Source organism: uncultured Bacteroides sp. (assembly GCF_958445495.1).
Classification (GTDB): domain Bacteria; phylum Bacteroidota; class Bacteroidia; order Bacteroidales; family Bacteroidaceae; genus Bacteroides.
In genome coordinates this window covers 1-26,272 of the sequence record NZ_CAUCSQ010000057.1, presented here as the reverse complement: position 1 = coordinate 26,272, position 26,272 = coordinate 1, and the positions used below count along the sequence as shown (strand labels likewise).

At 46.4% G+C, this 26,272-nt stretch carries 16 protein-coding genes; 12 read left to right on the top strand and 4 right to left on the bottom strand.

All coding sequences use genetic code 11. The features are described 5' to 3' along the window. Positions 1 to 147: 147 nt before the first annotated feature. The 8 genes from Q5076_RS15285 to Q5076_RS15250 all read left to right on the top strand — a co-directional run bounded on the left by Q5076_RS15285 (position 148) and on the right by Q5076_RS15250 (position 12,408). The gene (locus Q5076_RS15285; RefSeq protein WP_303014473.1) at positions 148 to 489 is read left to right on the top strand and encodes a DUF6686 family protein; all 342 of its coding nucleotides are present in this window, start codon (positions 148 to 150) and stop codon (positions 487 to 489) included. 62 nt (positions 490 to 551) lie between these two features. Beyond that, positions 552 to 932: a thioesterase family protein gene (locus Q5076_RS15280; RefSeq protein WP_303014472.1), complete on the top strand. Its 381-nt coding sequence runs from the start codon at positions 552 to 554 to the stop codon at positions 930 to 932. Positions 933 to 1,239: 307 nt separating this feature from the next. After that, entirely contained in the window at positions 1,240 to 4,296 is a 3,057-nt protein-coding gene (locus Q5076_RS15275; RefSeq protein ID WP_303014471.1) for a SusC/RagA family TonB-linked outer membrane protein, read from the top strand. A 14-nt stretch (positions 4,297 to 4,310) separates the two neighbouring features. After that, positions 4,311 to 5,744 carry a RagB/SusD family nutrient uptake outer membrane protein gene (locus tag Q5076_RS15270; protein ID WP_303014470.1) on the top strand — a complete coding sequence of 478 codons (1,434 nt, stop codon included), beginning with the start codon at positions 4,311 to 4,313 and terminating at the stop codon, positions 5,742 to 5,744. Positions 5,745 to 5,779: 35 nt separating this feature from the next. After that, positions 5,780 to 6,958 carry a DUF4929 family protein gene (locus tag Q5076_RS15265; RefSeq protein WP_303014469.1) on the top strand — a complete coding sequence of 393 codons (1,179 nt, stop codon included), beginning with the start codon at positions 5,780 to 5,782 and terminating at the stop codon, positions 6,956 to 6,958. A gap of 4 nt (positions 6,959 to 6,962) precedes the next feature. Beyond that, entirely contained in the window at positions 6,963 to 9,821 is a 2,859-nt protein-coding gene (locus Q5076_RS15260) for a pitrilysin family protein (RefSeq protein ID WP_303014468.1), read from the top strand. Then, entirely contained in the window at positions 9,802 to 10,701 is a 900-nt protein-coding gene (locus Q5076_RS15255) for a ChaN family lipoprotein (protein WP_303014466.1), read from the top strand. The genes Q5076_RS15260 and Q5076_RS15255 overlap by 20 nt, the downstream gene beginning before the upstream one ends. 108 nt (positions 10,702 to 10,809) lie before the next feature. After that, entirely contained in the window at positions 10,810 to 12,408 is a 1,599-nt protein-coding gene (locus tag Q5076_RS15250) for an aspartate:alanine exchanger family transporter (RefSeq protein WP_303014465.1), read from the top strand. A gap of 140 nt (positions 12,409 to 12,548) precedes the next feature. Here Q5076_RS15250 and Q5076_RS15245 read toward each other — a convergent pair whose 3' ends face one another. Further along, positions 12,549 to 12,782: a YecH family metal-binding protein gene (locus Q5076_RS15245; protein ID WP_303014464.1), complete on the bottom strand. Its 234-nt coding sequence runs from the start codon at positions 12,780 to 12,782 to the stop codon at positions 12,549 to 12,551. Positions 12,783 to 13,033: 251 nt separating this feature from the next. On the opposite strand from Q5076_RS15245, the gene Q5076_RS15240 reads away from it, so the two are divergent. The 4 genes from Q5076_RS15240 (at position 13,034) to Q5076_RS15225 (ending at position 20,159) form a co-directional block, all read left to right on the top strand. Continuing rightward, positions 13,034 to 15,340, top strand: a complete 2,307-nt coding sequence (locus Q5076_RS15240) for a family 20 glycosylhydrolase (RefSeq protein ID WP_303014463.1) — start codon at positions 13,034 to 13,036, stop codon at positions 15,338 to 15,340. 387 nt (positions 15,341 to 15,727) lie between these two features. Continuing rightward, positions 15,728 to 17,500, top strand: a complete 1,773-nt coding sequence (locus tag Q5076_RS15235) for an ABC transporter ATP-binding protein (RefSeq protein ID WP_303014461.1) — start codon at positions 15,728 to 15,730, stop codon at positions 17,498 to 17,500. Next, entirely contained in the window at positions 17,493 to 19,229 is a 1,737-nt protein-coding gene (locus tag Q5076_RS15230) for an ABC transporter ATP-binding protein (RefSeq protein WP_303014460.1), read from the top strand. Before Q5076_RS15235 ends, Q5076_RS15230 begins: the two co-directional genes overlap by 8 nt. An 84-nt stretch (positions 19,230 to 19,313) precedes the next feature. After that, on the top strand, positions 19,314 to 20,159 hold the full coding sequence (locus tag Q5076_RS15225) for a class I SAM-dependent methyltransferase (protein ID WP_303014474.1): 846 nt from the start codon (positions 19,314 to 19,316) through the stop codon (positions 20,157 to 20,159). A 388-nt stretch (positions 20,160 to 20,547) separates the two neighbouring features. Here the strand turns inward: Q5076_RS15225 and Q5076_RS15220 are convergent, their stop codons facing one another. Genes Q5076_RS15220 through Q5076_RS15210 form a run of 3 tightly spaced genes read right to left on the bottom strand, consistent with a single transcriptional unit; the run spans position 20,548 to position 26,197 of the window. Next, complete coding sequence (locus Q5076_RS15220) at positions 20,548 to 21,906, bottom strand: efflux transporter outer membrane subunit (RefSeq protein WP_303014459.1); 1,359 nt, start codon at positions 21,904 to 21,906, stop codon at positions 20,548 to 20,550. Continuing rightward, positions 21,903 to 25,082, bottom strand: a complete 3,180-nt coding sequence (locus Q5076_RS15215) for an efflux RND transporter permease subunit (RefSeq protein WP_303014458.1) — start codon at positions 25,080 to 25,082, stop codon at positions 21,903 to 21,905. Before Q5076_RS15215 ends, Q5076_RS15220 begins: the two co-directional genes overlap by 4 nt. 11 nt (positions 25,083 to 25,093) lie before the next feature. Then, positions 25,094 to 26,197 (bottom strand): efflux RND transporter periplasmic adaptor subunit, encoded by a 1,104-nt coding sequence (locus Q5076_RS15210; protein WP_303014457.1) that lies wholly within the window; start codon positions 26,195 to 26,197, stop codon positions 25,094 to 25,096. Positions 26,198 to 26,272 lie beyond the last annotated feature (75 nt).

Here is a 26,272-nt window from a genome sequence, read left to right as displayed (position 1 = left end):
GAACGATTGACACACAGCTTGCATTGTTCTGAATTCATCGAACTCACGTTAAATAAGGAGAAAGCGCCGGGAGAATCCATATTAGTAGGTATTGGCCGGAAATGGGGATAGCACTACTTTTGTTCCGTCACTAAAACATCGTAGAAAATGGAAATTATAAGTAGAACCCGTAATGGGATAGTCACCTATTGCGAACATTGTAAAGTCTACCAACTTGAATTTGGAAATTTGTTCTTCCGTTTGTCCGAGGCTTCATTCGACTGTTTTCGTAATTATGTAGTTTCTATAGACGGAGCCTATTACGAGCAGCGTAACCGCCGTATAACGTGTAATCGGAAGATTTTTCTTCACCTTCCTGCCGATAACGTTTATTTTTGTGTTTGTGCCGCTGAGCTGGAAGAGCTTAAAAAATTACTCTTGCTGCAGTCTCCCGGTGAAGCTGATTGGGTCGGCGAGGAGGCTTTGCTGCAAAATCTTTCTTTGAATTGATTGTGCCGGATGTTTGTATGAGGCGGTTGAATGAAATGTAGAATGGATAAAATAAAAGGAATATGTTGGAAAAAGGATTGCAATTTGTAAAAGAGACAGTTGTCGGGCCGGAACATCTGGCAGTGGCGGCGGGGTCGGGGGAGCTTCCCGTATTGGCTACTCCCGTTATGGTTGCGTTTATGGAGAATGCGGCTTTGTCTGCTGTCGGGGCTTGTCTGCCGGAAGGCTGCACGACTGTGGGGGCGATGGTTCAGACTACGCATGTTAAACCTACCGCTTTGGGGGATACGGTTGTCGTGACGGCCACATTGCTTGAAATCGAAGGGCGGAAATTAACGTTCTCGGTTGTCGCTTCTGATTCGCAAGGTAAAATCGGTGAAGGAATACATGTGCGTTATATCGTGGACCGGGAGAGATTTATGGATAAATTGTCTAGGCCTTAACTATCTTTTCTAGCAGGAAGAGTATTCAATTTCTTTTGCAGGACGGGCCCTTCATTCTTGTGGTTTACAGGTGGGAATGAAGGGCTTTTGTTGTCGGGAGGGGATATTGGAACGACGGGAGGAATGAATTTGTTCCGGCTTTTTTAACGTATATTATCGGATTCGGAATAGGAATAGCTCGTTTTGAAACTAAAAATAACCGTTGTTAGGTATCTCTAAGAAATAATATAGCTATTTGTTGCGATTGTTCTACCTTCATAAACTATATACTTTTGCAGCCCGAATAATTGTATATAACAAATTTAAAATGAGAGCATTTATTATTTTTATTGTCTTTTTTATTTCTGTTGCCTCTGCTCAAACTGCTTATACCCGACAAAGTGATATTGTGTTGACCGGTATGGTTACCGATCATCAGGGCGAACCGCTTCCCGGCGCTACGGTTCGCATTGAAAATACTCAGTTCGGTACGGTTACTGATGCTGACGGGCGTTATTTATTGCGTGGGCGGTGGAAGAAAGGAAACATGATTGTTTTCTCTTTTATCGGAATGAAAGATGTGCGTGAAAAATATACGGGGCAAAAAGTGCAGGATGCCGCTATGCAGCAAGATACGAAGTCGTTGGACGAGGTGGTTGTGGTGGCGCGGCAGAATATCAACGAGTTGGATATCCGCGCGAAATCGGGTGTGGTACAGAGTGTCGATATGGGGCGTTTGAACAGCAAGCCGATGATTGACATGTCGTTGGCGTTGCAAGGGAGCGTCCCCGGTTTGATTGTTACGAATACGGGTGATTTGGGGTCGAAACCGGAAATCCGTATTCGGGGGAACTCTTCTTTCCGCGAAGGGGACGCGGCTAACGAGCCTTTATATGTGATGGACGGACAGGTGATTTCATCGGATGCCTTTATGACGCTTAATCCGGCGGATATAAAAGAGATAAAGGTGCTGAAAGATGCTGTCGCCTGCGCTTTGTATGGTATTAAGGCTGCAAATGGCGTGATAGAAATTACTTCCTTGCGTGGTAATCCGGATGGACGGACAACGACCAATTACAGTTTTAATATGGGGATTACAACTCGCGGACGGCGGGGGATTGAGATGATGGGTACTGACGAGAAACTGGAACTGGAACGTCGTTTGCAGAATGTTTCTACTCCCGGTTACCGTTACAGCGAGGACTATTACCGAAAATATTATCCGACCGCCCCGAATCTGGACGAGATGATTGCTTACGGCAGGGGAGTCCTTGATTCTTTGCGGACGATTAATACGGACTGGTTTGATGAACTGATTCATTGCAATATTTACCAGCGGCACAATTTGAGTGTAAGGGGAGGAACGGAAAAGACTTCTTATTATGTTTCCGTCAACTATGCCCAACAGGGCGGACGTGTGCCCGGCAATGATACGCAACGTTTTACCGCCCGTATGAGCCTTGACCAGATGTTGGGCAAATGGGGGTATCTTTCTTTAAGTGCCGATGCCGGATATTCGGAAACGGATACTCCGAACGGCAGTTCGTATTCTCCCACCGATTTGGTATATCAGCTAAACCCTTATGAAACGAAAGACGGAACGCTGGTCTCTTTTTCCAATGAAACGTCTGACTATACTTATAAAGATTTGTTGAGCCAGTATCAAAGTAAATCCACCGATAAACGTGGCGGTGTGAGCGGAAGTTTGAATCTGGAACCTTTCAAAGGGTTTAACATCGATGCCGTGGCCGGTATCGATATGGTACTTAATGAAGGAATGACGCTGGTTCCGTCTACCTCCATTGAGGAACGGCAGTCCGGAGTGCCGGAAGAGGAACGCGGCAAATTGACTAAACAGAAAAGAGTGACGACTAATGTTTCTTCCAATGTGCGTGTTACTTATAATAAGATATTCAACGAGAAACATGATTTTACGGTTGGCGGTAACATGGATTATTATATGACCGATGACGACGAGGTTTCCATCATCGGTTACGGCGTAGGCACGCGGATGTCTCCTGCAAACATCAACCAGTCCATTACAGGAAACCGTAAACCGTCTGTCGGTTCAACAAAGGAGAAAACAGCCCAATTGGGAGTGGGGCTGGTTGCAGGATACAGTTTTGATTCTACTTATGATTTCTTTGCAACCTACAAGGCGGACGCTTCTTCCGTATTGCCTAAGGACAAGCGTTGGAATGCCGCATGGGCAGTGGGATTGGGATGGACTCTCAGCCGGTATCCTTTTTTAAAGGACAACAAGGTGCTCAGCCGTCTGAATCTGAAAGCTTCTTACGGGCGTATGGCGAATCTTGCCGGTGTTTCCGCCTCTTCTACTATCGGTACATTCTCTTATTCCACCAATTATTACGGCGATTCTCGTTTGCTCCAGTTATTGGCGCTTTATAACACTGGTTTGAAAGCGGAACAGACTGCTTCTACCGATTTCAGCGTATCAATGGAGTTTTTCAAGCGTTTTACTTTGGATGCCAATATTTATCGCCGTGAAACCAGCGATGCGTTGCTTGACGTGCCTGTACCCCTGTCAAACGGATTCGGCACGATGAAACGCAATATTGGCGTGTTGCGTAATGAAGGTTATGAATTGAGCGCTTCCCTGAGGCTCCTGGACAGGCAGGACTTGCGTTTTTCCATCGGCGGCTCGTTGGCGTATAACCGGAATAAAGTGGTTGATTTATACTATACCGAGCGTTTGTATGCATCGGATGATAAAGTTCCCGATTATGAGGTGGGAAAATCTTATGATATGATTTACGGCCTGAAATCATTGGGAATAAACCCTGTCACCGGACTTCCGGTATTCGAGGGTCCTGACGGCAGTGAGGTGGATGTCCAGGATGCGATGAAGCGTGAGAATATAGTGGCGTTAGGGCATGGTACGCCTCCTTATAGCGGTACTTTGAATTTGAGTTTCTCTTACCGTGATTTTGATTTGGACATGGATTTCTATTATGTGTTTGGCGGAATCAAGATTTATGATTATTCATACGTCCGTTGGAAGGATGATGCTAATAAGAATGCCATTAAAGGACAGGTGGATAATATGTGGTTCCAGCGCGGGGATGAGGGAAAGACTTACCATTCTCCCTTTTACAGTTCTGCGGCGATTGAAGCATTGGATTATCCGAATACGAAGACGGTAGGAAAGAGTGATTATCTGAAACTTTCCATGGTGTCGTTACGCTATCGTGTACCGCATAAATTCCTTGAGAAGAACTGTAATTTTATTAAATATGCCAATGTCGCTTTCCAGGCTTCCAATTTGTTCATGATTACTCCTTATGAAGAGTCTGATCCGGAAACGGGTTCTTTGGCGGGTACCATGCAGCCTGTGTTGACAATTAATCTTAGTTTGACGTTCTAAATCGATTAAAGAATATGATAGCCATTGATAAAATGAAATATTTTTGGGGAAGGATGGTGGTGGTTTGCTGTTTATTCACATCCTGTTCTCTTGATATTCCTTATGAAAACCAGTTCTCGGACCCGGATGCGATTACTACTCCGGCTACGGCACGCGAATTGCTGGCATCGGCTTATTACCAATTGCCTGTTTCTGAATTTGATTTGTCGGTTTTAGCCGATGATTTCGAACCCACTTATTTGATATCCTACAATTCGAACCTGAGTAATCTTTATACGTGGCAGCCGCAGCCCATTAAGGACCTGGCTCTCAATTTGTGGCAATCTTACTATGCTGTGATAGGCGTTGTCAATGCTTTATTGGAACGGACGGATAATGTCGCCGTATCTTCGGAGAAAGAACGGCAAGAATTGCAGAGTGTTATCAGCGAAGCTAAAATACTGAAAGCGTATTGTTATTTTAACCTGCTCCGCCTGTTTGCACCGACTTATGGCGACGGCGCGGACAAGGAGGGGATTGTCCTGAAAGATAAGTTGGAGTTGGAATTCCTGAAACGTTCCAGCATCAGCGAGTGTGTGACGGCCATCCGCAATCTGCTGACCGATGCCGTACAGTTTGACGATAGTTCCGCGGAGGAATACTGGTTGTCGCAGTACGGCGGTTATTATTTGCTTGCGGAGCTGGAATTGTATGCCCAAAATTACTCGTCGGCAGAGCTGTATGCGAAAAAGGTGATAGAGTTTAAAGGAGGATATGATGTGTTGGGGGCTGACGTATATGCCGGTTTGTTTGGAAACGGGACTTGTGCGGAACGTGTCTTTTCCATTTATACTTCTTCGAAATATTATGGCGATATCAACTATGATGCGGTAAAAGGCGATTATATGGTTGTGAATGAGGCTTTGGCCGGCCTTTATTCGGAGGGGGATATTCGCTACGGTGAAACTGTTTATCCTTTTGAAATGCCGGGAGAGACTGCCGGGGAAATTATCCATGCCAAATTTCTGGGTAAGTATGCGAAACGGACGAATTGGACGGGGGAAGAGGTGCAATATATTAATAAGTTTCGCGTAGCGGGCGCTTGTTTTATCCTGGCGGAGGCTTATTGCCGCGACGGAAACGGGCATGAGCCGGAAGCGGTGGAAGTGCTGAATGATTATCTTGGCCGGCGCGGCGGGGAGCTTTTAGAGGAGAGTCTTACGGGAGAGGCATTGCTGAAAGCTATTCTGTCGGAGAAGTGGAAAGAGTTTGCGGGTGAGGGGGAGCGTTATTTTGATTTGAAACGTTTTCGCAGGGATGTCCTTTCTGACTGGAATTCGGAAGGTACGTTAACGGATAAACGGATAAAGGCGGATGATTACCGTTGGACATTTCCTATTCCTTCGGAAGAATACCTGTATAATGAAAATATGACCCAGAACGAGGGATGGGAAAAAATAGAAGGATAAGTTTTAACATAACAAATAATAAAATGGAAGAGAATATGAAAAAGTTTTTAATGTATGGGGTCATGGGAGCGGTATTGCCTTTCCTGGCTTCTTGTGGAGATGACGAGGATAAAACGTACACGGGTGAGAATCAAGTTTATCTGTCTGCGGAAAACCCCGTAATAGAAGAATCGGAAGCTACTCCTTTGGTTGTGAATGTGGATTTGACGTCTTCATACGGACAGGATATTACGCTTGACTTCAAAGTGACGGATGACTCGCATGAAATTTTGAAGCTGGTGGACAATCCGGTCACAATTCCGGCAGGCAGCCGCACTGCAACCTTCCAGGTGGTTTCCAACCAGAAGAATATATTGGAGGAGGATACCTATTTTAGCATTGGCCTTGCTTCTGTTTCGGTGGATGACATCAAGTTGAACGATGTGTTGAAAGTACGTGTGACTCCCGGTTTGAAAGTTCCTGAACTTAGCGAGAGCCAGAAGGAATTGATTGAGGGATATAAGGTCAAATACGGGATTGATTTGAATGAATGGATTGGAGTTGTTCCGTGTACGACGAAAGTGGAAAGCCCAGCCGGCGGAAGTACGGATGATTTCGCCGCCGAATTTGAAAGGACGCTTTCCGGAAAGACTGTGATAACTTTGAGTGAACAGGCTACGGAGGAGGTCCCGGTATTGAAAATGACTGTCAATCCGATGGGCTTGACGGAATATTTCGCATGGGTGATGAGACAGGAAACCGTAGAGAACGACGAATATTGGTTTGACGAAAATTCCGGTCCTTCCTATAAGCAGATTATGGACTTGCTGCAATGGAATAGAGAGAATCCGGGAAGCTTTACCATGTCATTGGACGGGTTGACGTTAAAAGAGGTTTCCAGCTCGGCGGCAAGTGTCGATTTTGTGAAAACGGATGAAGAAAAAGGTTATGACATCATTCCTTTCGATTATGTTTTCAGCCCGTGGGAATATCAGAAAGAATTGATTGAGCAAGGAAACCAGGTTGCGATAGATTTGGAAGAGACCGACGGTACTGCCAATCCTTCTTATTATCTGCAGTATGGAAGTGTCTCTGAGGATGAGTTTGGAGACGGGAATTTTATTGAACCGGAAGGAAAACTGGATTTCAGCGCGCAGAAGATGACGTTTCAGTTCGTATTCAGCCATAATATGGGCAGCGGATATACACGTATCTACGTAACTTATGAAAAGTAACAGGATGAAAGAAGACTGTATCAGAAAGTCTTTATCCATAGCAGCTATGTTCATAGCTGCTATGTGTGTGTATATGCCGGGGTATTCGCAATCCGCTTCCATATCTCTTCCGAAGGGGACTTTAGAAGGATTTTTGCCTAATGGGCTGCATTATCTGATTCTGAATAATTCTGTTCCGGCATCCAGGGTTGAATTCCGCCTGATTATGCGTGTCGGTTCCGTTCAGGAAGAGGAAAATGAAAAAGGGTGTGCCCATTTCCTGGAGCACATGGCATTCGGAGGTACAAAACATTTTCCGAAACGTACACTGGTGGATTACATCGAATCATACGGAATGAAATACGGCATTGACATTAATGCTTTCACGGGATATGACCGTACCATTTATATGTTTGCCGTTCCTGTTGACCGTGGCAGGGAGGCGGTTGTCGATAGTGCGTTGCTGATTATGCGCGACTGGCTTGACGGCATATCGTTCTATCCGGAGAAAGTGGAAAATGAGAAAGGCGTCATTCTGGAAGAATTGAGGAGTTATCATCTGGATGATGATTTTTACCGGTTGAAAATCGGCAGTGGGGCTTTTGGAAGCCATATACCGTTGGGTGCTGCTGACGATATCCGGAAGGTGACGTCCCGGATGCTCAAAAAGTATTATGATAAATGGTATGTTCCGTCATTAGCTACATTGGTAGTCGTAGGGGATATTTCTCCGGAAGAGGTGGAGGCTAAGATAAAAGCCGGTTTTTCTTCGCTGGAAGGGAAGCTGCCTGAAGATTTTCGCGTTTATCCCTTGGATTATGTGAAAGGCATTCAATTGTCGGAGGTGAGAGATTCGTTAAGAAACCGGACGAAGGTGGAGTTGATGATTCCGCATCCTTGTGTGGTGGAACGTACAATGGGTGACGCCGTGAAGAAAGAAACGGGCCGCCTGTTGGTCCGGGCAATCGAGCGACGTTTTTACGGTCGCCGTATCAAAGCGGATGTGTCTGATTCATGGTATTTGAGTGACAAGAACCACTTGACGCTGACGGTGGAGGGAAAAGACAAAAATGAGCTGTTTGCTGCCGTCACTGCGGCTGTGGCTGAGTTGAACTGCCTGGTTCGTGAGGGTTGGGATAAGGAAGAATTGGCGGATGTACGCCTGTCTTTTTGCAACCGGTTGCCTGAAGGCGATAATCTGGAGGGACGTTCTTCTTCCTCTTTCTGCGATGATTTTACGGATTATGTGTTGTCGGGCGATTGCTATATGACGGATTCGGAGGAAAGGAAACGGTTGAAGGAGGCCCTGCGGCATGTGCAAAGCGGCGACTTGCAAATGTTGTTGAAAGAGTGGCTTTCTTATCAGAAGGAAGTAATGCTTGTCGCCTGCAGTTCTCATCCGGATTTGGGAGAACCGATGACAAAACAGGAAATAGCTGAGGTGTGGGCGAAGGGCGAACAGGCGGAATGTACGCCTTATACTTATGTCCGTGAGGAAGAGAAAGAAGAAAGTCCGGTGGAGACCCCTGCCTGCCTGGCTGTCCGTCCGCCTTTTGATTCGGCCGGGATTGTTCGTTTTGATAGATATGAGAAGATAGGGGTCAGTGAAGTCGAATTGAAGAACGGCATCCGTTTGATTATGAAGCCTACGCAAGATTCTGACAGTACTTTGTATCTGACTTCTTTTGCCCCCTTCGGGACTTCTTCTTTGTCTGACGAGGAATATCCTTTGTTGGAAGGCATGGGCGGATATATAGATATGGGAGGCATTGCGAAAGTGGACGGAGAGGCTTTGTCCGATTATCTGTTCCGGAAAGGCATGTCGATTAACGTAACGATGGAGAATCATTGGCATGGTTTTATGGGGATGTCTTCCACGGCTGATATATCGGAATTTTTCAATCTGGTGTATGAGAAGATTTTTGGACCTGAACTGAAATATGAGGATTTTGAGGAGGTGCGCCGTGGATTGATGGAAAATGAAGGGAAAGAGACTATGCTGGAGAAAATGCTGAAAAGGGATTCTGGCCGTCAGTTGTCTGCCCGTATGAATGAGTTGATGGGAGCGGCTATTCCCCGTCCGGCTGTCCGTTCTTTTGCCGGGCGGTTGAACCTTGATTCCATCGCGGCTTTCTATAAGCGGTTGTATGAGCGTCCGGAAGGGACCGTATATGTCGTTTGCGGCAATTTTAATCCGGATTCGCTAATGCGCCGGTTTGTATCCGTGTTCGGACGGATTCCGGCTTCGAGCAGTGGTGCGGCCTATTCTTATCCTTCTTTTGAATTGCCGGATAAGATTTGCATAGAGGGTTTTCCTAATGATAATGAAACTCAAACCATATTCGATTATCTGTTTTACGGGCATTATCAACCTTGCCAGAAAAATACGCTGATGCTGAAACTGATGCGGGATGTTATCCGTAACCGGTTGATTTCGGTTCTGCGTGAACGTGAATCGCTGGTATATTCTCCTTATATTTCATTATTTTATGAGGGGATTCCGTGGAATACGTTTTATTTTGACATTAACGCCTCTGCCGATAACCGGAATATGGAGAAGATAGACCGGTTGCTGAAAGAGATTCTGCAGGAATTGAAAGAAAAAGAAGTCAGTGTTCAGGAACTGCAGACGATTAAACGTTCTTTCCTTCTGGCCAAACGGGAGACGTTGAATGAAATGTCGCCCGCAGCATGGCGTACGGCTTTGGTCGGTTTGCTTAAAAATGGTGAATCGTTGGCCGACTTTGAACGGTATGAGCAATGCCTGGAACAAATAACGCCGGTTGATTTGCGTAAGGCGTTCGAGGAATGGATTCGTCCGGACAATTATGTGCTGTTGTATTTAAGTAATAATAAATTGAAAAATGATACGAAAGATGACTAAGCGTTTATTGTGCATGTGTTGTTGGTGCTTTTGCCTGTTGACTGCCGCTTCCGCGCAGATTGGAACAGGTAAGCCTGCTTATGCGTTGTTTGATAATGAAGGAAAGGGGATTACCTATGAGCAACTGGTCCGGCAGCTTGCCAAGTATGATGTGGTTTTTTTAGGTGAGATGCATAATTGCCCGATTACTCACTGGCTGGAATTTGAAATAACCCGTTCCCTTTACGGCATTCATAAGGAGAAGCTGACGTTGGGAGAGGAGATGATGGAAAGCGATAATCAGTTGATTCTGGACGAGTATTTGCAACGTAAGATTACTTACGAGCGTTTTGAGGAGGAAGCCCGTTTGTGGCCTAACTACAGTACGGATTATTATCCGGTGGTTTTTTTTGCCAAAGAGAATAAGATTCCGTTTGTAGCTACTAATATCCCCCGCCGTTATGCCAATGCGGTAAAAAACGGAGGGATGGAAGCGCTGGACTCATTGTCGGATGAGGCTAAAAGGTATATCGCTCCTTTGCCCATTGCTTTCGACTATGATGAGAAAGAGAGTGAGGCGGCTTTCAGTATGATGAATATGATGGGAGGGCGGAAATCCGGAGATAATTATAAATTGGCGCAGGCGCAGGCCGTAAAGGATGCTACGATGGGATGGTTTATCGCAAATAATATCAGAGGGAAGTTTTTGCATATTAATGGAAGTTACCACTCTGACTGGAAGGGAGGGATTATTCCTTATTTGCTTCGTTACCGCCCCGGTACGAGCATCGTGACGGTCACTTCCGTGCGTCAGGAATTCATTGACAAATTGGATGAAGAAAATAAAGGCCGTGCGGATTTTTATATCTGTGTGCCGGAAGATATGGTAACCAGTTATTAGGCGGTGAGGGGGAATTCGGGTTGTCGAACTTATAAAAGTCTCCGTGATGCTGTGCATCTGGAGACTTTTTCGTATCTTCGCGCCCTTAACTAACTAATCTTTATTTTTATGTTTACTGACTTGTTGCATTCCTCTTATTTTTCTCTTTTCCTGATTGTTGCATTAGGATTTATGCTGGGTAGAATTAAAATCAGGGGGTTATCGCTTGATGTGTCGGCGGTTATTTTCATCGCTCTTCTTTTCGGGCATTTTGGTGTTGTCATTCCTAAAGAATTGGGGAATTTCGGCTTGGTCCTTTTCATATTTACCATCGGCATCCAGGCCGGACCCGGATTTTTCGATTCCTTCCGCAGCAAAGGGAAAACTTTGATTCTCATCACTATGCTTATCATTTGTTCTGCCTGCCTCACCGCTGTCGGGCTGAAGTATGCGTTTGATATTGATACTCCCAGTGTTGTGGGGCTGATTGCCGGAGCGTTGACTAGTACGCCGGGGCTTGCAGTGGCGATTGACAGTACGAATTCGCCTCTGGCTTCCATCGCTTACGGGATTGCTTATCCGTTTGGAGTTATCGGTGTGATTCTGTTCGTCAAGTTATTGCCGAAACTGATGCGGGTGGATTTGGACAAGGAAGCCCGCCGTCTGGAAATAGAGCGTCGCGGACAGTTTCCCGAACTGACGACTTGCATTTACCGTATTACGAATCCGAGCGTATTCAACCGTAGTCTGATGCAGATTAATGCACGCGGCATGACAGGAGCGGTCATCTCCCGCTTGAAACATGAAAATAACATATCCATTCCCACTGCGCATACCGTATTGCATGAAGGGGATTATATACAGGCGGTAGGTAGTGAGGAATCATTGAACCAACTTGCAGTCTTGGTCGGCGAACGGGAGGAGGGGGAGCTTCCTCTGGACAGGACACAGGAGATTGAATCTCTATTGTTGACTAAGAAGGATATGATAAACAAGCAGCTCGGCGATTTGAATTTGCAGAAAAACTTTGGTTGTACGGTGACCCGTGTCCGCCGGAGCGGCATTGATTTGTCTCCGTCTCCCGAACTTGCTTTGAAATTCGGTGATAAGCTGATGGTTGTCGGTGAAAAAGAAGGGCTTAAAGGAGTAGCCCGGTTATTGGGGAACAACGTGAAGAAACTTTCGGATACTGATTTCTTCCCGATTGCGATGGGGATTGTACTGGGGGTATTGTTCGGTAAAATAAACATCTCTTTTTCCGACAGCCTCTCGTTCTCTCCGGGGTTGACCGGGGGAGTGTTGATGGTGGCGCTTATTTTAAGTGCAGTGGGTAAGACGGGGCCTGTTATCTGGTCCATGTCAGGTCCTGCCAACCAATTGTTGCGTCAGTTGGGCTTGCTTCTTTTTTTAGCTGAAGTCGGTACTTCCGCCGGTAAGAATCTAGTGGCGACTTTTCAGGAAAGCGGTTTGCTGATGTTCGGTGTAGGAGCGGCGATAACATTGATACCGATGCTCATTGCAGTGATTGTCGGACGCCTTGTATTTAAAATCAGTTTGTTGGATTTGTTGGGAACCATAACTGGCGGCATGACCAGTACCCCGGGATTGGCTGCCGCTGATTCGATGGTGGACAGCAATATCCCCAGTGTGGCCTATGCAACGGTTTATCCGATTGCGATGGTGTTCCTTATCTTATTCATACAAATTATAGCGTCGGCCGTATATTGACGTATTGGCGGAATGACCGGCCATGAAGATGAGGTATTGAGGCAGGCCGGAGGTTGGTTTCCGGACAGGCAGGAGTGAGGATAACAGTTTCCGTTCCCAGAAATTTCTGAAATGGAAACTGTTGTCAATCCAAATCGGAATCAGTGGTTGCAGACTTTGGTTATATCTACGGTAAATCCTTCATCCGTAGGCATAAACTTGCCTTTTCTTTTAAGAAATTCGATAAGTTCGTCAATATCCATATTCTCGGCGGAACAGGCATAGAAACGTTGGTGTTTTCCGAATTTTTCGATAATGGCTTCTTTCAATGATGATTCGGAATAACTGTTTCCTTCCATCATGTGGAGGACTTCATGAGCATGTAATTGTTCCATAATTTATTTTTTTGCAAAGATAACATGCGGGTGCGGATTATAGTTGTAACATTGGTGACAAAAATCAATAATTACCTATTTATTGCTATTCGTTTATCCTTTTCCGGCGTCTTTTTTTCGTTCCCGCAGGGGAAAAATACAATAAATTAGCAAAATCTTTTCTCCTTTTTTAGTAGTTTGCGGGTTTTAGTTGTATTATATATAGATAGTCAATTAAAACAAGGCATTAATCCTATAAACAGTTAACCTTTATGTTTAAAAAACTAAGAACTTCTTTACTGATTGTATCAGTTTGTATTTTGTCTTCTTGCACGCCGGTTGTCAAACAGGAGATTGCCATTTTGCCTGCTCCCGTCAGCCTGGAGGAACAGCCGGGGCATTTTATTTTTAAGGATGAGATGAAGATTGGAGTTTCCGAGCAGTCTTTATTTCCGGCCGCCGGGTATCTGCAGGAAATTCTTCGAAATGTAATCTCGTCTTCGGTCGAAGTCACTGATGATGCGTCTCTGGTGGATATTTATCTGAAATTGGAAGATACCGGGAAGAAATCCGGGGCTTATAGGTTGTTGGTGACTGCTGAATCCATCGAGATTGGTGCGTCGGATTACTCCGGAATTGTTTCTGCTATTGCCAGTCTTCGGCAACTGTTGCCGGCCGAAATCGAGATACCGGGGTTGAAACAGGCCTATTCCGTTCCTGCCGTGCAGATAGAAGACAGCCCGCGTTTTGAATGGCGCGGATTTATGTTGGATGCGTCCCGTCATTTCTGGAATAAGGAAGAGGTGAAACATGTGTTGGATTTGATGTCTTTATATAAACTGAACAAATTTCATTGGCATTTGAGTGACGACCAGGGATGGCGTATCGAGATAAAAGAATATCCGCTGCTTACGGAAAAGGGAGCCTGGAGAAAATTCAATAGCCATGACCGTACCTGTATGGCGCGTGCGAAAGAAGAGGATAATACGGATTTTTTGATTCCGGAAGATAAGTTGAGGATTGTAGAAGGAGATACGCTTTATGGTGGGTATTATACCCAGGAGGATATAAAAGAGATTGTCGCTTATGCCGCACAGAGGGGAATTGACGTGATTCCCGAAATCGATATGCCGGGACATTTCCTGGCGGCTATCGGGCAATATCCGGATTTGGCCTGTGACGGGCTGATAGGATGGGGGCAAACGTTTTCTTCTCCGATATGTCCGGGTAAAGATTCCACTTTAGAGTTTTGCAAGAATGTGTTCAAAGAAGTCTTTGAACTTTTCCCTTATGAATATGCACATTTGGGAGGGGATGAAGTGGAGAAAACGAACTGGAAAAAATGCCTTCAATGCCAGAAGCGTATCCGTGCGGAGAAACTGGGTTCGGTAGAAGAACTCCAGGCATGGTTTGTACGCAATATGGAGGGGTTCTTCCTTGCCAATGGTAAGAAGATGATTGGCTGGGATGAGGTGGTTGCCGACGGGTTGTCTTCGGATGCGGCTATTACTTGGTGGAGGAGTTGGACGAAAGATGCCGTACCTGCTGCTACTGCGCAGGGAAAGAAAGTCATTGCTTGCCCGAACGAATTCTTCTATTTTGATTATGCGCAAGATCAGAATTCCATAAAGAAAATACTGATGTATGACCCTTGCGGGGACGACAGGTTATCGCCGGAACAGCAGGGATATATTTGGGGGATACAAGCCAATCTCTGGGCTGAATGGATTCCTTCGATGAAACGTCTTGAATATATGATTGTTCCCCGTTTATGGGCGTTGAGTGAAATAGCCTGGACGGAGCCGGCTGCAAGGCCCGCTCTTGAAGAGTTCTATCGCCGGTTGGTTCCGCAGTTTAAACGGATGGATGTAATGCAGGTGAATTATCGTGTTCCTGACTTGCAGGGATTTTATAAAGTAAATGCATTTATCGACAACGCCGTAATTGATTTGACTTGTCCTTTGCCCGGTATTGAAATCCGCTATACGACGGACGGAAGTATGCCGACCGGCGAGTCGGCCCTTTATGACGGCAGTTTGAAAGTATCGGAGACAACGGATTTTACTTTCCGTACTTTCCGTCCGGACGGTTCTCCTTCGGATGTGGTGCGTACCAGATATGTGAAAGCCCCTTATGCCGGGGCGGTAACCGCTCCGTTGGCATTGAAATCCGGATTAAAGGCCGTATGGCATGATTTCCGGGGCGATTCTTGTGCGGATATTGATGCAGCTCCCGTACGGGGGGAATATGTGGTAGATTCCGTATCTATTCCTCAGGAAGTGAAAGGGGATATCGGGCTTGTATTGACCGGTTATCTGGAAGTGCCGGCGGACGGCATTTATACCTTTACCCTTCTTTCCGACGACGGCAGTACACTGATGCTTGACGGTGAGTTGCTGGGAGACAATGACGGGGCGCATTCGCCCGTGGAGATTATCGTCCAAAAAGCGTTGAAAGCAGGATTGCATCCGATAGAGGTTCGTTACTTCGACTGTAACGGAGGGACTTTGCAGATGGGATTAATCGACGGGGAAGGTAAAAGGACGGTTCTGCCTCCGACATGGCTGAAACATGAATAATAAATCTACTGTTTTTCTGTAGGTATATATTATATTAAGGTTAGGGTTTGATAAAGCGGGTAGGGGCGAATGTGTCCTTATCCGCTTTTTTGTGTCCGTATTCCTTTTTTAGCATGTCCGATGTTCGAATTCATTATTTTTAGGTATTGTCCGGTTTGTCCGGGAGTCATAACTTTGCGGAAAAATAAAGGAACTTATGCAAATGAGGAAGAATTCGGTTGAAATCATTAATATATTAAGGTGTATATATGCACCGGATTGTACAGGAAGAGAGCTTATAGAAATATAAGCTCTCTTTTTTTGAACAAATCGGAATATCGTTCTTTTTTGACGGGATTGCCGGCGGTTTGAATGATTGTTAAATTTAATATGTAATTATCGTATGTTATGGGTACACTGAAAAAACTTCAAAACTACATGGGGCGGCGGAAAGTGCTTTTGCCTGTTGCGATGGTATTATCTGCTTTGAGCGCTTTGGCGGGCATGTTGCCTTATGTTCTTATTTGGCTGATTGTGAAAGAACTGTTTAAGTATGGGGAGATTACTTCTTCCGGCAATGTTGTGGCTTATGCCTGGTGGGCGGTGGCAATGGCCGTCATGAGCGTGATTCTCTATTTTGCGGCTTTAATGTCGTCGCATCTTGCGGCTTTCAGGGTTGAATCGAATTTGCGTAAGGAGGCAATGCGCCGGATTGCGTACATGCCTCTTGGATTTTTCGATGTCAATACCAGTGGGCGTATTCGTAAAATCATAGATGATAACGCCAGTGTCACTCATAGTTTTCTGGCACATCAGTTGCCCGACCTTGCCGCTACTTTTTTAGTGCCTCTGATAGCGGCCGTGCTTATTTTTGTATTTGATTGGATATTGGGGCTGGCATGTATAATTCCTGTCGTTATCGCTATGCTGGTTATGGGATTCATGATGAATGCCGAAGGACAAAAGTTTATGAAAAACTACATGACTTCTCTCGAAGAAATGAATACGGAGGCTGTGGAGTACGTGAGAGGTATCCCGGTGGTAAAGGTTTTTCAGCAGACGATTTATTCCTTCAAGAATTTCCATCGTTGCATCATGAACTATAACAAGATGGTATTCGGTTATACGCGGATGTGGGAAAAGCCTATGTCGCTCTACACTGTCATCATCAATAGTTTTGTATTTTTTCTTGCGCCGTTAGCCGTTCTGTTGATTGGCTATTCGGGAGATTATGCTTCGGTCCTGCTCAATTTCTTTCTGTTTGTACTGATTACTCCGGTGTTTTCCCAGAGCATAATGAAGAGCATGTATCTTGATCAGGCGTTGGGACAGGCGAGTGAGGCGATTGGCCGGCTTGAAAATTTGCTTGCTTATGAATATTTGCCGGTTACGGAAAATCCGCAGCCTGTGAAAGATTTTAGCATCCGGTTTGAGAAGGTTTCGTTTTGTTATCCGGGAGCTGTGCAGAAGGCAGTCGATAACGTCAGTTTTGTTATTCCGCAAGGGAAAACAGTGGCTCTTGTCGGGGCTTCCGGCGGGGGTAAGACGACAATCGCCCGTCTTGTACCCCGTTTTTGGGAAGCCACCGAAGGAGAAGTATCGATAGGCGGGGTAAACGTGAAAGAACTTGCTCCCGAAGAATTGATGAAACATGTCTCTTTTGTATTTCAGAATACGAAATTGTTTAAAACATCCTTGCTTGAAAATATTAAGTACGGCAATCCGGATGCCACGATGGAGGAGGTGGAACGGGCTGTGGATATGGCACGATGCAGGGAAATAATCAGTAGACTTCCGCTTGGGCTGGATACGAAAATCGGTACTGAGGGAACCTACCTTTCCGGCGGAGAACAGCAGCGAATCGTATTGGCGCGCGCTATCCTTAAAAATGCGCCTGTCATCATCCTGGACGAAGCTACCGCTTTCGCCGACCCGGAAAACGAACACTTGATTCAAGAGGCCCTGAAAGAACTGACGAAAGGGAAAACCGTATTGATGATTGCCCATCGCCTTTCGAGCATTGTCGATGCCGATAATATTCTGGTAATTGATAAAGGCAGGATTGCGGAACAGGGTACGCATGGTGAGTTACTGAAAAAACAGGGTATTTATAATAATATGTGGAATGAATACCAGCGGTCTGTCCGCTGGACAATAGGAGAGGAGGTCTCCAATGATTGAAGTAATAAAAAAACGTTTTGCCCTTTCAACCAAAGGAGCGAAAGACTTTTGTAAAGGCGTGTTTTTCACTACACTGTTGGATATCGCATTGATGTTGCCGGCGGTGTTTGTCTTTTTGTTTTTTGAGGATTATCTCCGTCCGGTATTTAATCCTTCGGCTTCGGTAACGCACGGCATTGCCTATTATATCATACTGGGTGTCGCTTTCATGTTGGTAATGTACCTTATTGCCGTATTGCAATATCGCAGTACCTATACCACCGTTTATGACGAAAGTGCGAACCGGCGCATTTCGCTGGCAGAGAAATTGCGTAAGCTGCCTTTGGCTTTTTTCGGCGAGAAGAACCTTTCCGATCTTACCGCTACTATTATGGATGACTGCACCGACCTCGAGCATACCTTTTCACATGCAGTACCGCAGTTGTTTGCGTCCATTATCAGTATTCTGCTGATTACTGCCGGCATGGCATTTTACAACTGGCAGTTGACGGTTGCCTTATTTTGGGTAGTCCCGCTTGCCGCTGCAATTCTTTATTTCTCCAAAAAAGAGATACGGAAAAGCAATGAAAGCAATTATCTGAACAAACGGCTCGTGACCGAGCATATCCAGGAAGGGCTGGACACTATCCAGGAGATAAAATCCTATAATCAGGAAAATGATTATCTGGAAAAACTGGATAAGAGCATCGATATCTACGAGAAAGTGCTGACCCGTAACGAACTGGTGTTAGGCATGTTGGTGAATGGTTCTCAAAGCGTATTGAAACTGGGGTTGGCGAGCGTGATTATTGTCGGCGCGAATCTTCTGGTATCGGGAACGATTGATTTGTTCACTTATCTTATATTCATGGTTATCGGTTCGCGCATATATGCTCCTGTCAGTGAGGTGATGAATAATCTGGCCGCTTTATTTTATCTGGACGTGCGCATTGACAGAATGAATGAGATGGAAGCGTTGCCTGTCCAGCATGGGGTTACCGATTTTACTCCGAAAGGTTACGATATTGAATTCAAACAAGTGTTTTTTTCCTATGAGCAGGGAAAACAGATATTGAACGGCTTGTCGTTTACAGCTAAACAAGGTGAAAAAACCGCCTTGGTAGGACCTTCGGGAAGCGGTAAAAGCACGGCGGCTAAGTTGGCGGCACGTTTTTGGGACATTCAATCGGGGCAGATTACCCTTGGCGGGCAGGATATCAGCCGGATTGAGCCGGAAACCCTGTTGAAAAATTATTCCGTGGTTTTCCAGGATGTGGTTCTTTTTAATACTTCTATAATGGACAATATCCGTATAGGCAAACGGGACGCTACGGACGAGGAAGTTCGGAGAGTTGCCCGTTTGGCGCAATGCGACGAATTTGTCAATAAGATGCCGCAAGGATACCAGACCGTTATCGGTGAGAATGGAGACACCTTGTCGGGCGGCGAGCGCCAACGTATTTCTATAGCCCGTGCATTATTGAAAGATGCTCCGATTGTATTGCTGGACGAAGCTACCGCTTCGCTCGATGTGGAGAATGAAACCAAGATACAGGCGGGAATATCGGAATTGGTACGAAATAAAACGGTATTGATTATCGCCCACCGCATGCGTACTGTTGCCAACGCCGATAAAATCGTGGTGTTGGAAAACGGAAGTGTTGCCGAGTCGGGGACGCCGGAAGAGTTAAAGAAGAAAAACGGGATATTTGCCCGGATGATGGACAGGCAGGTGACAAATATGAATTGAATCGCTTGCGGGATGGAGAAAGTTTTTTTACTGTTGGGTGGAAAATAAAATTGGAAAGAATATTATTTCTGAAATATGGCAAATATGAAAGAAAAGATGAAGCTGGGCGCCGTGGAAGAGACTTTGTTAATCACTCTTTACATGCGTGCCAAAGAAAGCCGGCGCAAGGATGCGATTCTTTATGATGAATTGGCTTGCGATTTGGTAGACAAGATAGATTATGATTTTACTAAATTTGACAATGCTTCGATGAGCGCATTGGGATGCGTGATTCGCGGCAGGCATTTTGACCGTAAAGTGCAGGATTTTATCCGCAGGATAGACCGGCCTGTGGTGGTAAATATAGGTTGCGGGCTGGATACCCGTTATCAAAGAATTAAAGAGAAAAAGAACGCCGTATTCTATGAACTTGATTTACCGGAAGTAATGGCGTTGCGTGAGCGGTTGCTGCCTCCGCCGGATAAGAATGATATTCCTTTGGCTGCTTCATTGCTGGAGTCCGGTTGGATGGACGAGCTGCGTGAACGTCATTCCGGCTCCCGGTTCATCTTTGTTATCGAAGGCGTAGTAATGTACTTCTATGAGAAACAGGTCAGGACTTTGTTGGGACGTCTGGCCTCCCGTTTTCCGGGAGGAGAGATTCATTTTGATGTCTGCGGCACGATGTTCCTGAAGAAGAGCATCAAGAATGATTCGGTGAAACATACCAGCGCCCATTTCCGTTGCGGCATCAATGACGGACGTGTTGTGGAACGGTGGGTTCCGCAACTTAAAATGACGGACAGTCTTTCCTACATGGATATAGAGAAAGGCCGCTGGGGATTCAAAGGCGTGTTGATTCGGTTAATTCCCGGATTTGCCCGTAAATTTAGCAGCATACTGGGTTATAAAATAGAAGAAAAACAGGTGGAAAATCCCTCTGTCCAATGAAGGAAACGGTTAAAAAACAAAGGAGGTATGTCATATCCCGAAACTGCCTTTAAGAATTTAACTTGTTGATTGTCAATAATTGGTTTTGTGGAAAATCATTAATTCCCCTTGCAGGCCTACATAGGTGGAGTTAGATACCGAGGTTTTATGTAAGCAGGGAAAGAGGACGTATGCCGGTTATCATATCTACCGTACATATGTCCTCTTTCTAATATATCGATTATTAATGGACACCGCTTATCTCACTTTCTGTTTTTTATCCGACATTTATCTTGGCCGCAGTTCCGCCTGTAACCGTGCCATGAAGTCCGGATATCCTCATTGATGGAATTCGGAGTCTCTCTAAACAACCGGACATCCTGTTTTTGTAGTTGTGAACCATACTGTTTTATTGTCCCCCTCCTCCCAGTGCATGATAAAGGTTGATGATGCCTTGTATTCGGTCAAACTGTTTTTCGACCAATGTCTGTTCCGCATCCAGCAGGGATTGCTGTGCGGTCAGGACTTCCAGATAGTTGACAGACGAGTGTTTCATCAGCAGTTCTGTTTTATGTACAGCCTGCGCCAGTGTTTCCACTTGTTCTGTATTTGTTTCTATCTGGCTGTTTGCCGTTTGCCACTGTGCCAGCGCATTGTTTACTTCCTTACCGGCATCGAGAATGGCTTGTTGGAATGACAGCAGGGCTTCCTCTTGCCGGGCTTTGGCTATTTTCAGATTGGCGATGTTCGTACCTTTGCTGAACAGCGGTTGTGTCAGCGACCCCAATGCGCTCAATAACCATTTTCCGGGGTTGAGAAGCAGCTCGCCGCCGCTGTTCGTCCAACCGGCATTTCCCGAAAGGGTAATATTGGGGTAGAATGCGGCCCGGGCTGCATTTGTGGCGTAAAACGACTGCATGAGGTTGTACTCCGCCTGCCGTACATCCGGACGGTTCGACAATAAATGCAACGGCACTCCGATGGTGAGATTTTTGGGAAAATCATCCTTTACCGGCATACTGCGCCGAATCTCCCTGCAAGGCATGGCAAGCAATGTGGAAAGGCTGTTTTCCGTTTCCGTGATACTTTCCTGTATGGAGAGAATCGTGCTTTCCAGTGCCATGAGACTGGCTTTGGCCTGTAAGACAGCCACATCATTGGTCTGCCCCGCACGTTTCAATGCGTCCAGTGCCGTGATTGTATGTTCCCAGTTCTTTCGGGTGGAAAGACTGATTTGGAGTTGCCTGTCGAGCATGGCAAGCGTATAATAGCTCCCCGCAATGGTGGCTACCAGTTTTGTCTGTACAGCCTGTGCGTATGCCCGGCTGCCTTCCAGAGCAGCCTTGGCGCCTTTCCCGGCATTGGTGACTTTTCCGAATATATCGAGTTCCCAAGCGGCTGAGAATCCTGAATGATAGGTTTTGGGCAATTCTTTCCCGTCAAACCGGGAAATCGTCCCGTTTGCATTTGCGGAAACTGTCGGAAGGTAGGATATCCGGGCGTTCATCAGTACCGCTTCCGCTTCTTCCACCTTCAGCCGTGCGATACGTAAATCGGTATTCTGTTCAAGTCCTTGTATGATGAGTTCCTGCAACCGGGTATCCGTGAAGAGTTCTTTCCATGAAAGTGTACCTGATGAAGTCGAATCAACGGCGGTCGTATCACGGTACAGGTTGTCCACGTCCACGACGGGGCGGGAATAGGGTTTGTATATTCCGCAACCTGCCAACAGGCAGGAAACGGAAATCAATATAATCGTTCGTTTCATACTTTTTTCTTTTCTATTTCATCTAATTCAGCCTGGATGCTCCAGTCCGCCGAAGTCTTGTCTGCCTGTATGGGCTTGAATTTTTCTTGCAGATACTGGAATACGATAAACAATGCCGGAACGAGGAAGAGCAGCGCCAGTGTTCCTATGAGCATTCCTCCTACAGCCCCGGATGCCAATGAACGGCTTCCGTTCGCACCGACGCCGCTTGCGAATATCAACGGTATCAATCCGAATATCATTGTCAATGCGGTCATCAGTATCGGACGGAGGCGGACTTTTGCCGCGCTATATGCAGCCTGTACCAATGACATGCCTGCCTTACGGCGTTCCAGCGCATATTCCGTCAGCAGGATGGCTGTCTTGGCAAGCAGGCCTATCAGCATGATAAGTCCCGTCTGCATGTACACGTTGTTTTCCAGCCCGAATAGCTGTGCAAACAGGAAACTTCCCGACAACCCGACCGGCACGGACAGAATAATGGCGAACGGGACAAGGAAACTTTCATATAAGGCGCATAGAATCATATATACCAGTAGCATACAGATACCGAAAATGACGGGTACATTGTTGCTGGTTTTATTTTCCTCGCGTGAGATGCCGCCGAACTCGTAACCGTAATTCTGGGGCAACACTTTGTCTGCCGTTTCCCGAATGGCTTGCAAGGCTTCTCCTGAACTGTATCCGTTAGCCGGAGCGCCGCTGATGGCTATGGAGTTATAGAGGTTGAAGCGGGATAAATCCTGCGGCCCGTATGTTTTTGTCAGTTTCACGAAGTTGCTCAACGGAGCCATTTCTTCCCCGGCTCTTACATACAGGTGATTCAGCGATTCCGGCGTTACGCGGTAATCCGGGTCGGCCTGTATCATCACACGGTACAGCTTTGAGAAGCGGTTGAAATTGGACACGTAATTGCCGCCGTAGTATCCCGACAAGGTTTCAAGTATCTCGTTCGGAGAAATGCCGGAGCGTTCGCATTGGGCGGCATCAATATCCACCCAATATTGCGGATAGCCGGTGTCGAAAGCCGAATATACAGTCTCTATTTCCGGCCGTTCATTCAAGGCCGCCACAAAATTGTCCGTTACTTTTTTGAATGCTTCTATGTCCGTTCCCGTTTTATCCTGCAGATAGAGTTCAAAACCGTTTCCCATGCCATATCCGGCAATCATGGGCGGAGCCATGGCAAATATTTGCGCATCGGGAACTTCCGGCGCAAAAGCATATATCCTGTTCATTACGTCACTTGCGGATTGTCCCGTATCCTTGCGTTCGTCCCAGTTTTTAAGCGAAAGCAGATAAAGTCCCATGGAAGGTCCTGCTCCGGTGAACGAATAGCCGGATACGGCGGCACTGTATTCTATTTCGGGTATTTGCTGTAAACGTTTGTCGATTTCCTTCATAACCTCGTGGTTGAGATACAGGGATGTTCCCGGTTGGGTATTCATGCTGACCATCAGGCTGCCGGTATCTTCATCCGGTATCAAGCCCGTTTTTGTGTGCCGTACAAGAAAAAACAGCAAGACCAAAGAAAGTCCGAGCATTCCCCACATCAGCCATCGTCTCTTGATAAAGAACATGACTCCCTGCATGTATTTGCGTGTCATGACACCGAAGGCGGCGTTGAATGCCTTGCGGAAACGCGCGGCGAAATTGTCTTTCACTTTGCCGTTTTCGTCCAGATAAGGCCGCAGCATCAGGGCGCAAAGTGCAGGAGACAATGTAAAGGCATTGATAGCTGAAATACCGACAGCGACAGCCATCGTCAATCCGAACTGCTTATAGAACTCGCCGGATGTCCCTCCCATCATGGACACCGGGATAAACACAGCCATAAAGATAAGCGTCGAGGTCAGAATAGCCGAGGCAATTCCTTTCATGGCATGGTCGGAAGCCATGTATGATGAACGGTAACCGGTATCGAAGCGTGCCTGCACGGCTTCCACCACCACAATGGCATCATCCACCACCGTGCCTATGGCAAGGACCAGCGCGAACAATGTCAACAGGTTGATTGAGAATCCTGCAACGGCCATGAAAGCGAATGTGCCGATGACGGACACAAAGATGGCGATGGTGGGAATCACCGTCGAGCGGATATCCTGCAAGAATACATATACGACCAGGACAACCAGCAAAATCGCCTCCAATAACGTCTTTACCACTTCACGTATGGAAGCGTAGAGGAAATCGTTCGTATCCGTCAGCGTGACGAACTCCGTGCCTTTGGGCAGGTCCTTGCCGATTTCCGCCATTGTCGTGTCTATCTCCTTGATGATTTCCGCCGCATTCGAGCCTGCTGTCTGGTAAATCATGGCAATGGCGGCGGGACGGCCGTTTACACTGGTGGAATAGTTGTACGCTTCATCTCCCAGCCGGACGTCCGCCACGTCTTTCAGGCGGAGAATATCCCCGTCGGGCAATGACCGGATGACGATGTCGCCGAATTCTTCCGGCGTGGAGAACCGCCCGCGATACTTCATGGTGTACTGGAAAGCGTTGGCGTGGTTCTCCCCGAAAGCTCCTGTGGCAGCCTCGATATTCTGTGCCGCCAGCGCGGCAGAAATATCCGAAGGTATCAGCTTGTATTGCAGCATCTTGTCCGGTTTCAGCCAGATACGCATACTATAGTTGGAACCGAACAGTTGCATTTGTCCTACCCCGGCAATACGCTTGATACGAGGCTCGACATTTATTTTCATGTAGTTATTCAGGAACTGCATGTCATAAGAACCGTCGGGGCTGTATAAAGCGATGCTCTTTAACTGCGCGTTCTGCTGCTTGGTTGTCTGTACACCGATTTTCGTGACTTCGGCAGGCAGCAGGGCGAGTGCCGTGGAAACCCGGTTCTGCACATTGACGGCAGCCATGTCCGCATCCGTTCCCTGTTTAAAATAAACATTAACCATCACTTCTCCGGTATTGGATGCGGTGGAAGTGATATAGTTCATGTTCTCCACGCCATTAATGGCTTCTTCCAACGGGACGATGACACTTTTCTGCACAGTCTCGGCATTGGCTCCCGGATAGGAGGTGAATACCGATATCGTTGGCGGAGCGATATCCGGATATTGCTCCACCGGCAATGTGAATATGGATATTACCCCCATTAATATGATAGTCATCGAAATAATGATGGATAATACGGGGCGTTCTATAAAATATCTGAGGTTCATATATCCTTTGTTTATTCTGTTATTTGTTTTACGGTTATCTCCATTCCGTCCTGCAAGAGACTTACACCTTCGCTTACTATCGTGTCTCCCCGTTTCAGACCGGAATGCACAATATAGTTATTCCCGTCGTTCAGTTTTCCCACCGTAACAGGTACAGATACGCTTTTACCGTTTTCCACTTTGTAGACAAATATCTTGTCCTGCAACTCATAAGTTGCCGACTGGGGAATGACCAGTACGTTTTTCAACTTGTGGGGGATGATGACATTTCCGTAACTTCCGCTGAACAATACCTTCTTTTCATTGGGGAACCTGCTCCGGACGGAAAGCGTTCCGGTTTTGGGGTTGATAATGCCGCTTATGCTCTCGATGCGTCCGGCAGCTTCATATAATGTACCGTCATTCAGTTGCAGACGGATGGCAGGCATTCTGCTGAGGGCGGAATCCAGTGAACCGAATTCATGTATATAGGGACGGATTTGATTTTCCGTCATGGAGAAATACACATGCATCCGGCTGTTGTCCGATACGGTAGTCAATGGCCGGGTTATGGACGGGCCGACCAAAGCGCCGGTACGGAAAGGAAGCGTACCGACCACGCCGTCTGACGGGCTGCATATTTCCGTATAGGAAAGGTCGTTACGGGCACTTTCCACTTCCGCTTCGGCCTGGGCTTGTCCGGCACGGGCCGCAAGCAATTCGTTGCGTGCGGTAGTCAGCTCATATTCCGAGATAACTTTTTCTTCAAAGAGCACCTGTTTGCTTTCATACGTCAGCATCGCTGTTTCTACCTGCGCCTTTGCCGCATCCGAATTGGCTACTGCTCGTTGAAGGGCGGCTTTGTAAGGCCGTTGGTCGATGACGAACAGCAATTCGCCCTTGCTTACCTGCTTTCCCTCCGTAATGCATATTCGTGAAATAGTGCCGGAGACTTGCGGGTAGATTTCCACGTCCTGCTGTCCGGTGATGGCGGCGGAATATTTTTCTTCGATATCCGTATCCGTTGATTCGAGAACAAGGACCTCATGTTCCGGCCTTTGCCATTCCTGAACTTGTTTCTTACAGGAAAACAATAGCAAGGCCAGGCTTAAAATACTAAGAATTGTTTTTCTCATATAACTATGTTTATTGTTGATTAACGTGAGTTCGACGAATTGTAAGTACTTGAAAATTTGGTGATTAGCGAAAAT

Excerpts from the sequence above, each read along its gene's own strand:
- Q5076_RS15265 (WP_303014469.1), top strand. The coding sequence starts at position 5,780 with ATGAAAAAGTTTTTAATGTATGGGGTCATGGGAGCGGTATTGCCTTTC.
- Q5076_RS15280 (WP_303014472.1), top strand. The coding sequence starts at position 552 with ATGTTGGAAAAAGGATTGCAATTTGTAAAAGAGACAGTTGTCGGGCCG.
- Q5076_RS15225 (WP_303014474.1), top strand. The coding sequence starts at position 19,314 with ATGAAAGAAAAGATGAAGCTGGGCGCCGTGGAAGAGACTTTGTTAATC.
- Q5076_RS15230 (WP_303014460.1), top strand. The coding sequence starts at position 17,493 with ATGATTGAAGTAATAAAAAAACGTTTTGCCCTTTCAACCAAAGGAGCG.
- Q5076_RS15275 (WP_303014471.1), top strand. The coding sequence starts at position 1,240 with ATGAGAGCATTTATTATTTTTATTGTCTTTTTTATTTCTGTTGCCTCT.
- Q5076_RS15285 (WP_303014473.1), top strand. The coding sequence starts at position 148 with ATGGAAATTATAAGTAGAACCCGTAATGGGATAGTCACCTATTGCGAA.
- Q5076_RS15270 (WP_303014470.1), top strand. The coding sequence starts at position 4,311 with ATGATAGCCATTGATAAAATGAAATATTTTTGGGGAAGGATGGTGGTG.
- Q5076_RS15255 (WP_303014466.1), top strand. The coding sequence starts at position 9,802 with ATGATACGAAAGATGACTAAGCGTTTATTGTGCATGTGTTGTTGGTGC.
- Q5076_RS15235 (WP_303014461.1), top strand. The coding sequence starts at position 15,728 with ATGGGTACACTGAAAAAACTTCAAAACTACATGGGGCGGCGGAAAGTG.
- Q5076_RS15210 (WP_303014457.1), bottom strand. The coding sequence starts at position 26,197 with ATGAGAAAAACAATTCTTAGTATTTTAAGCCTGGCCTTGCTATTGTTT.
- Q5076_RS15240 (WP_303014463.1), top strand. The coding sequence starts at position 13,034 with ATGTTTAAAAAACTAAGAACTTCTTTACTGATTGTATCAGTTTGTATT.
- Q5076_RS15220 (WP_303014459.1), bottom strand. The coding sequence starts at position 21,906 with ATGAAACGAACGATTATATTGATTTCCGTTTCCTGCCTGTTGGCAGGT.
- Q5076_RS15245 (WP_303014464.1), bottom strand. The coding sequence starts at position 12,782 with ATGGAACAATTACATGCTCATGAAGTCCTCCACATGATGGAAGGAAAC.
- Q5076_RS15215 (WP_303014458.1), bottom strand. The coding sequence starts at position 25,082 with ATGAACCTCAGATATTTTATAGAACGCCCCGTATTATCCATCATTATT.
- Q5076_RS15250 (WP_303014465.1), top strand. The coding sequence starts at position 10,810 with ATGTTTACTGACTTGTTGCATTCCTCTTATTTTTCTCTTTTCCTGATT.
- Q5076_RS15260 (WP_303014468.1), top strand. The coding sequence starts at position 6,963 with ATGAAAGAAGACTGTATCAGAAAGTCTTTATCCATAGCAGCTATGTTC.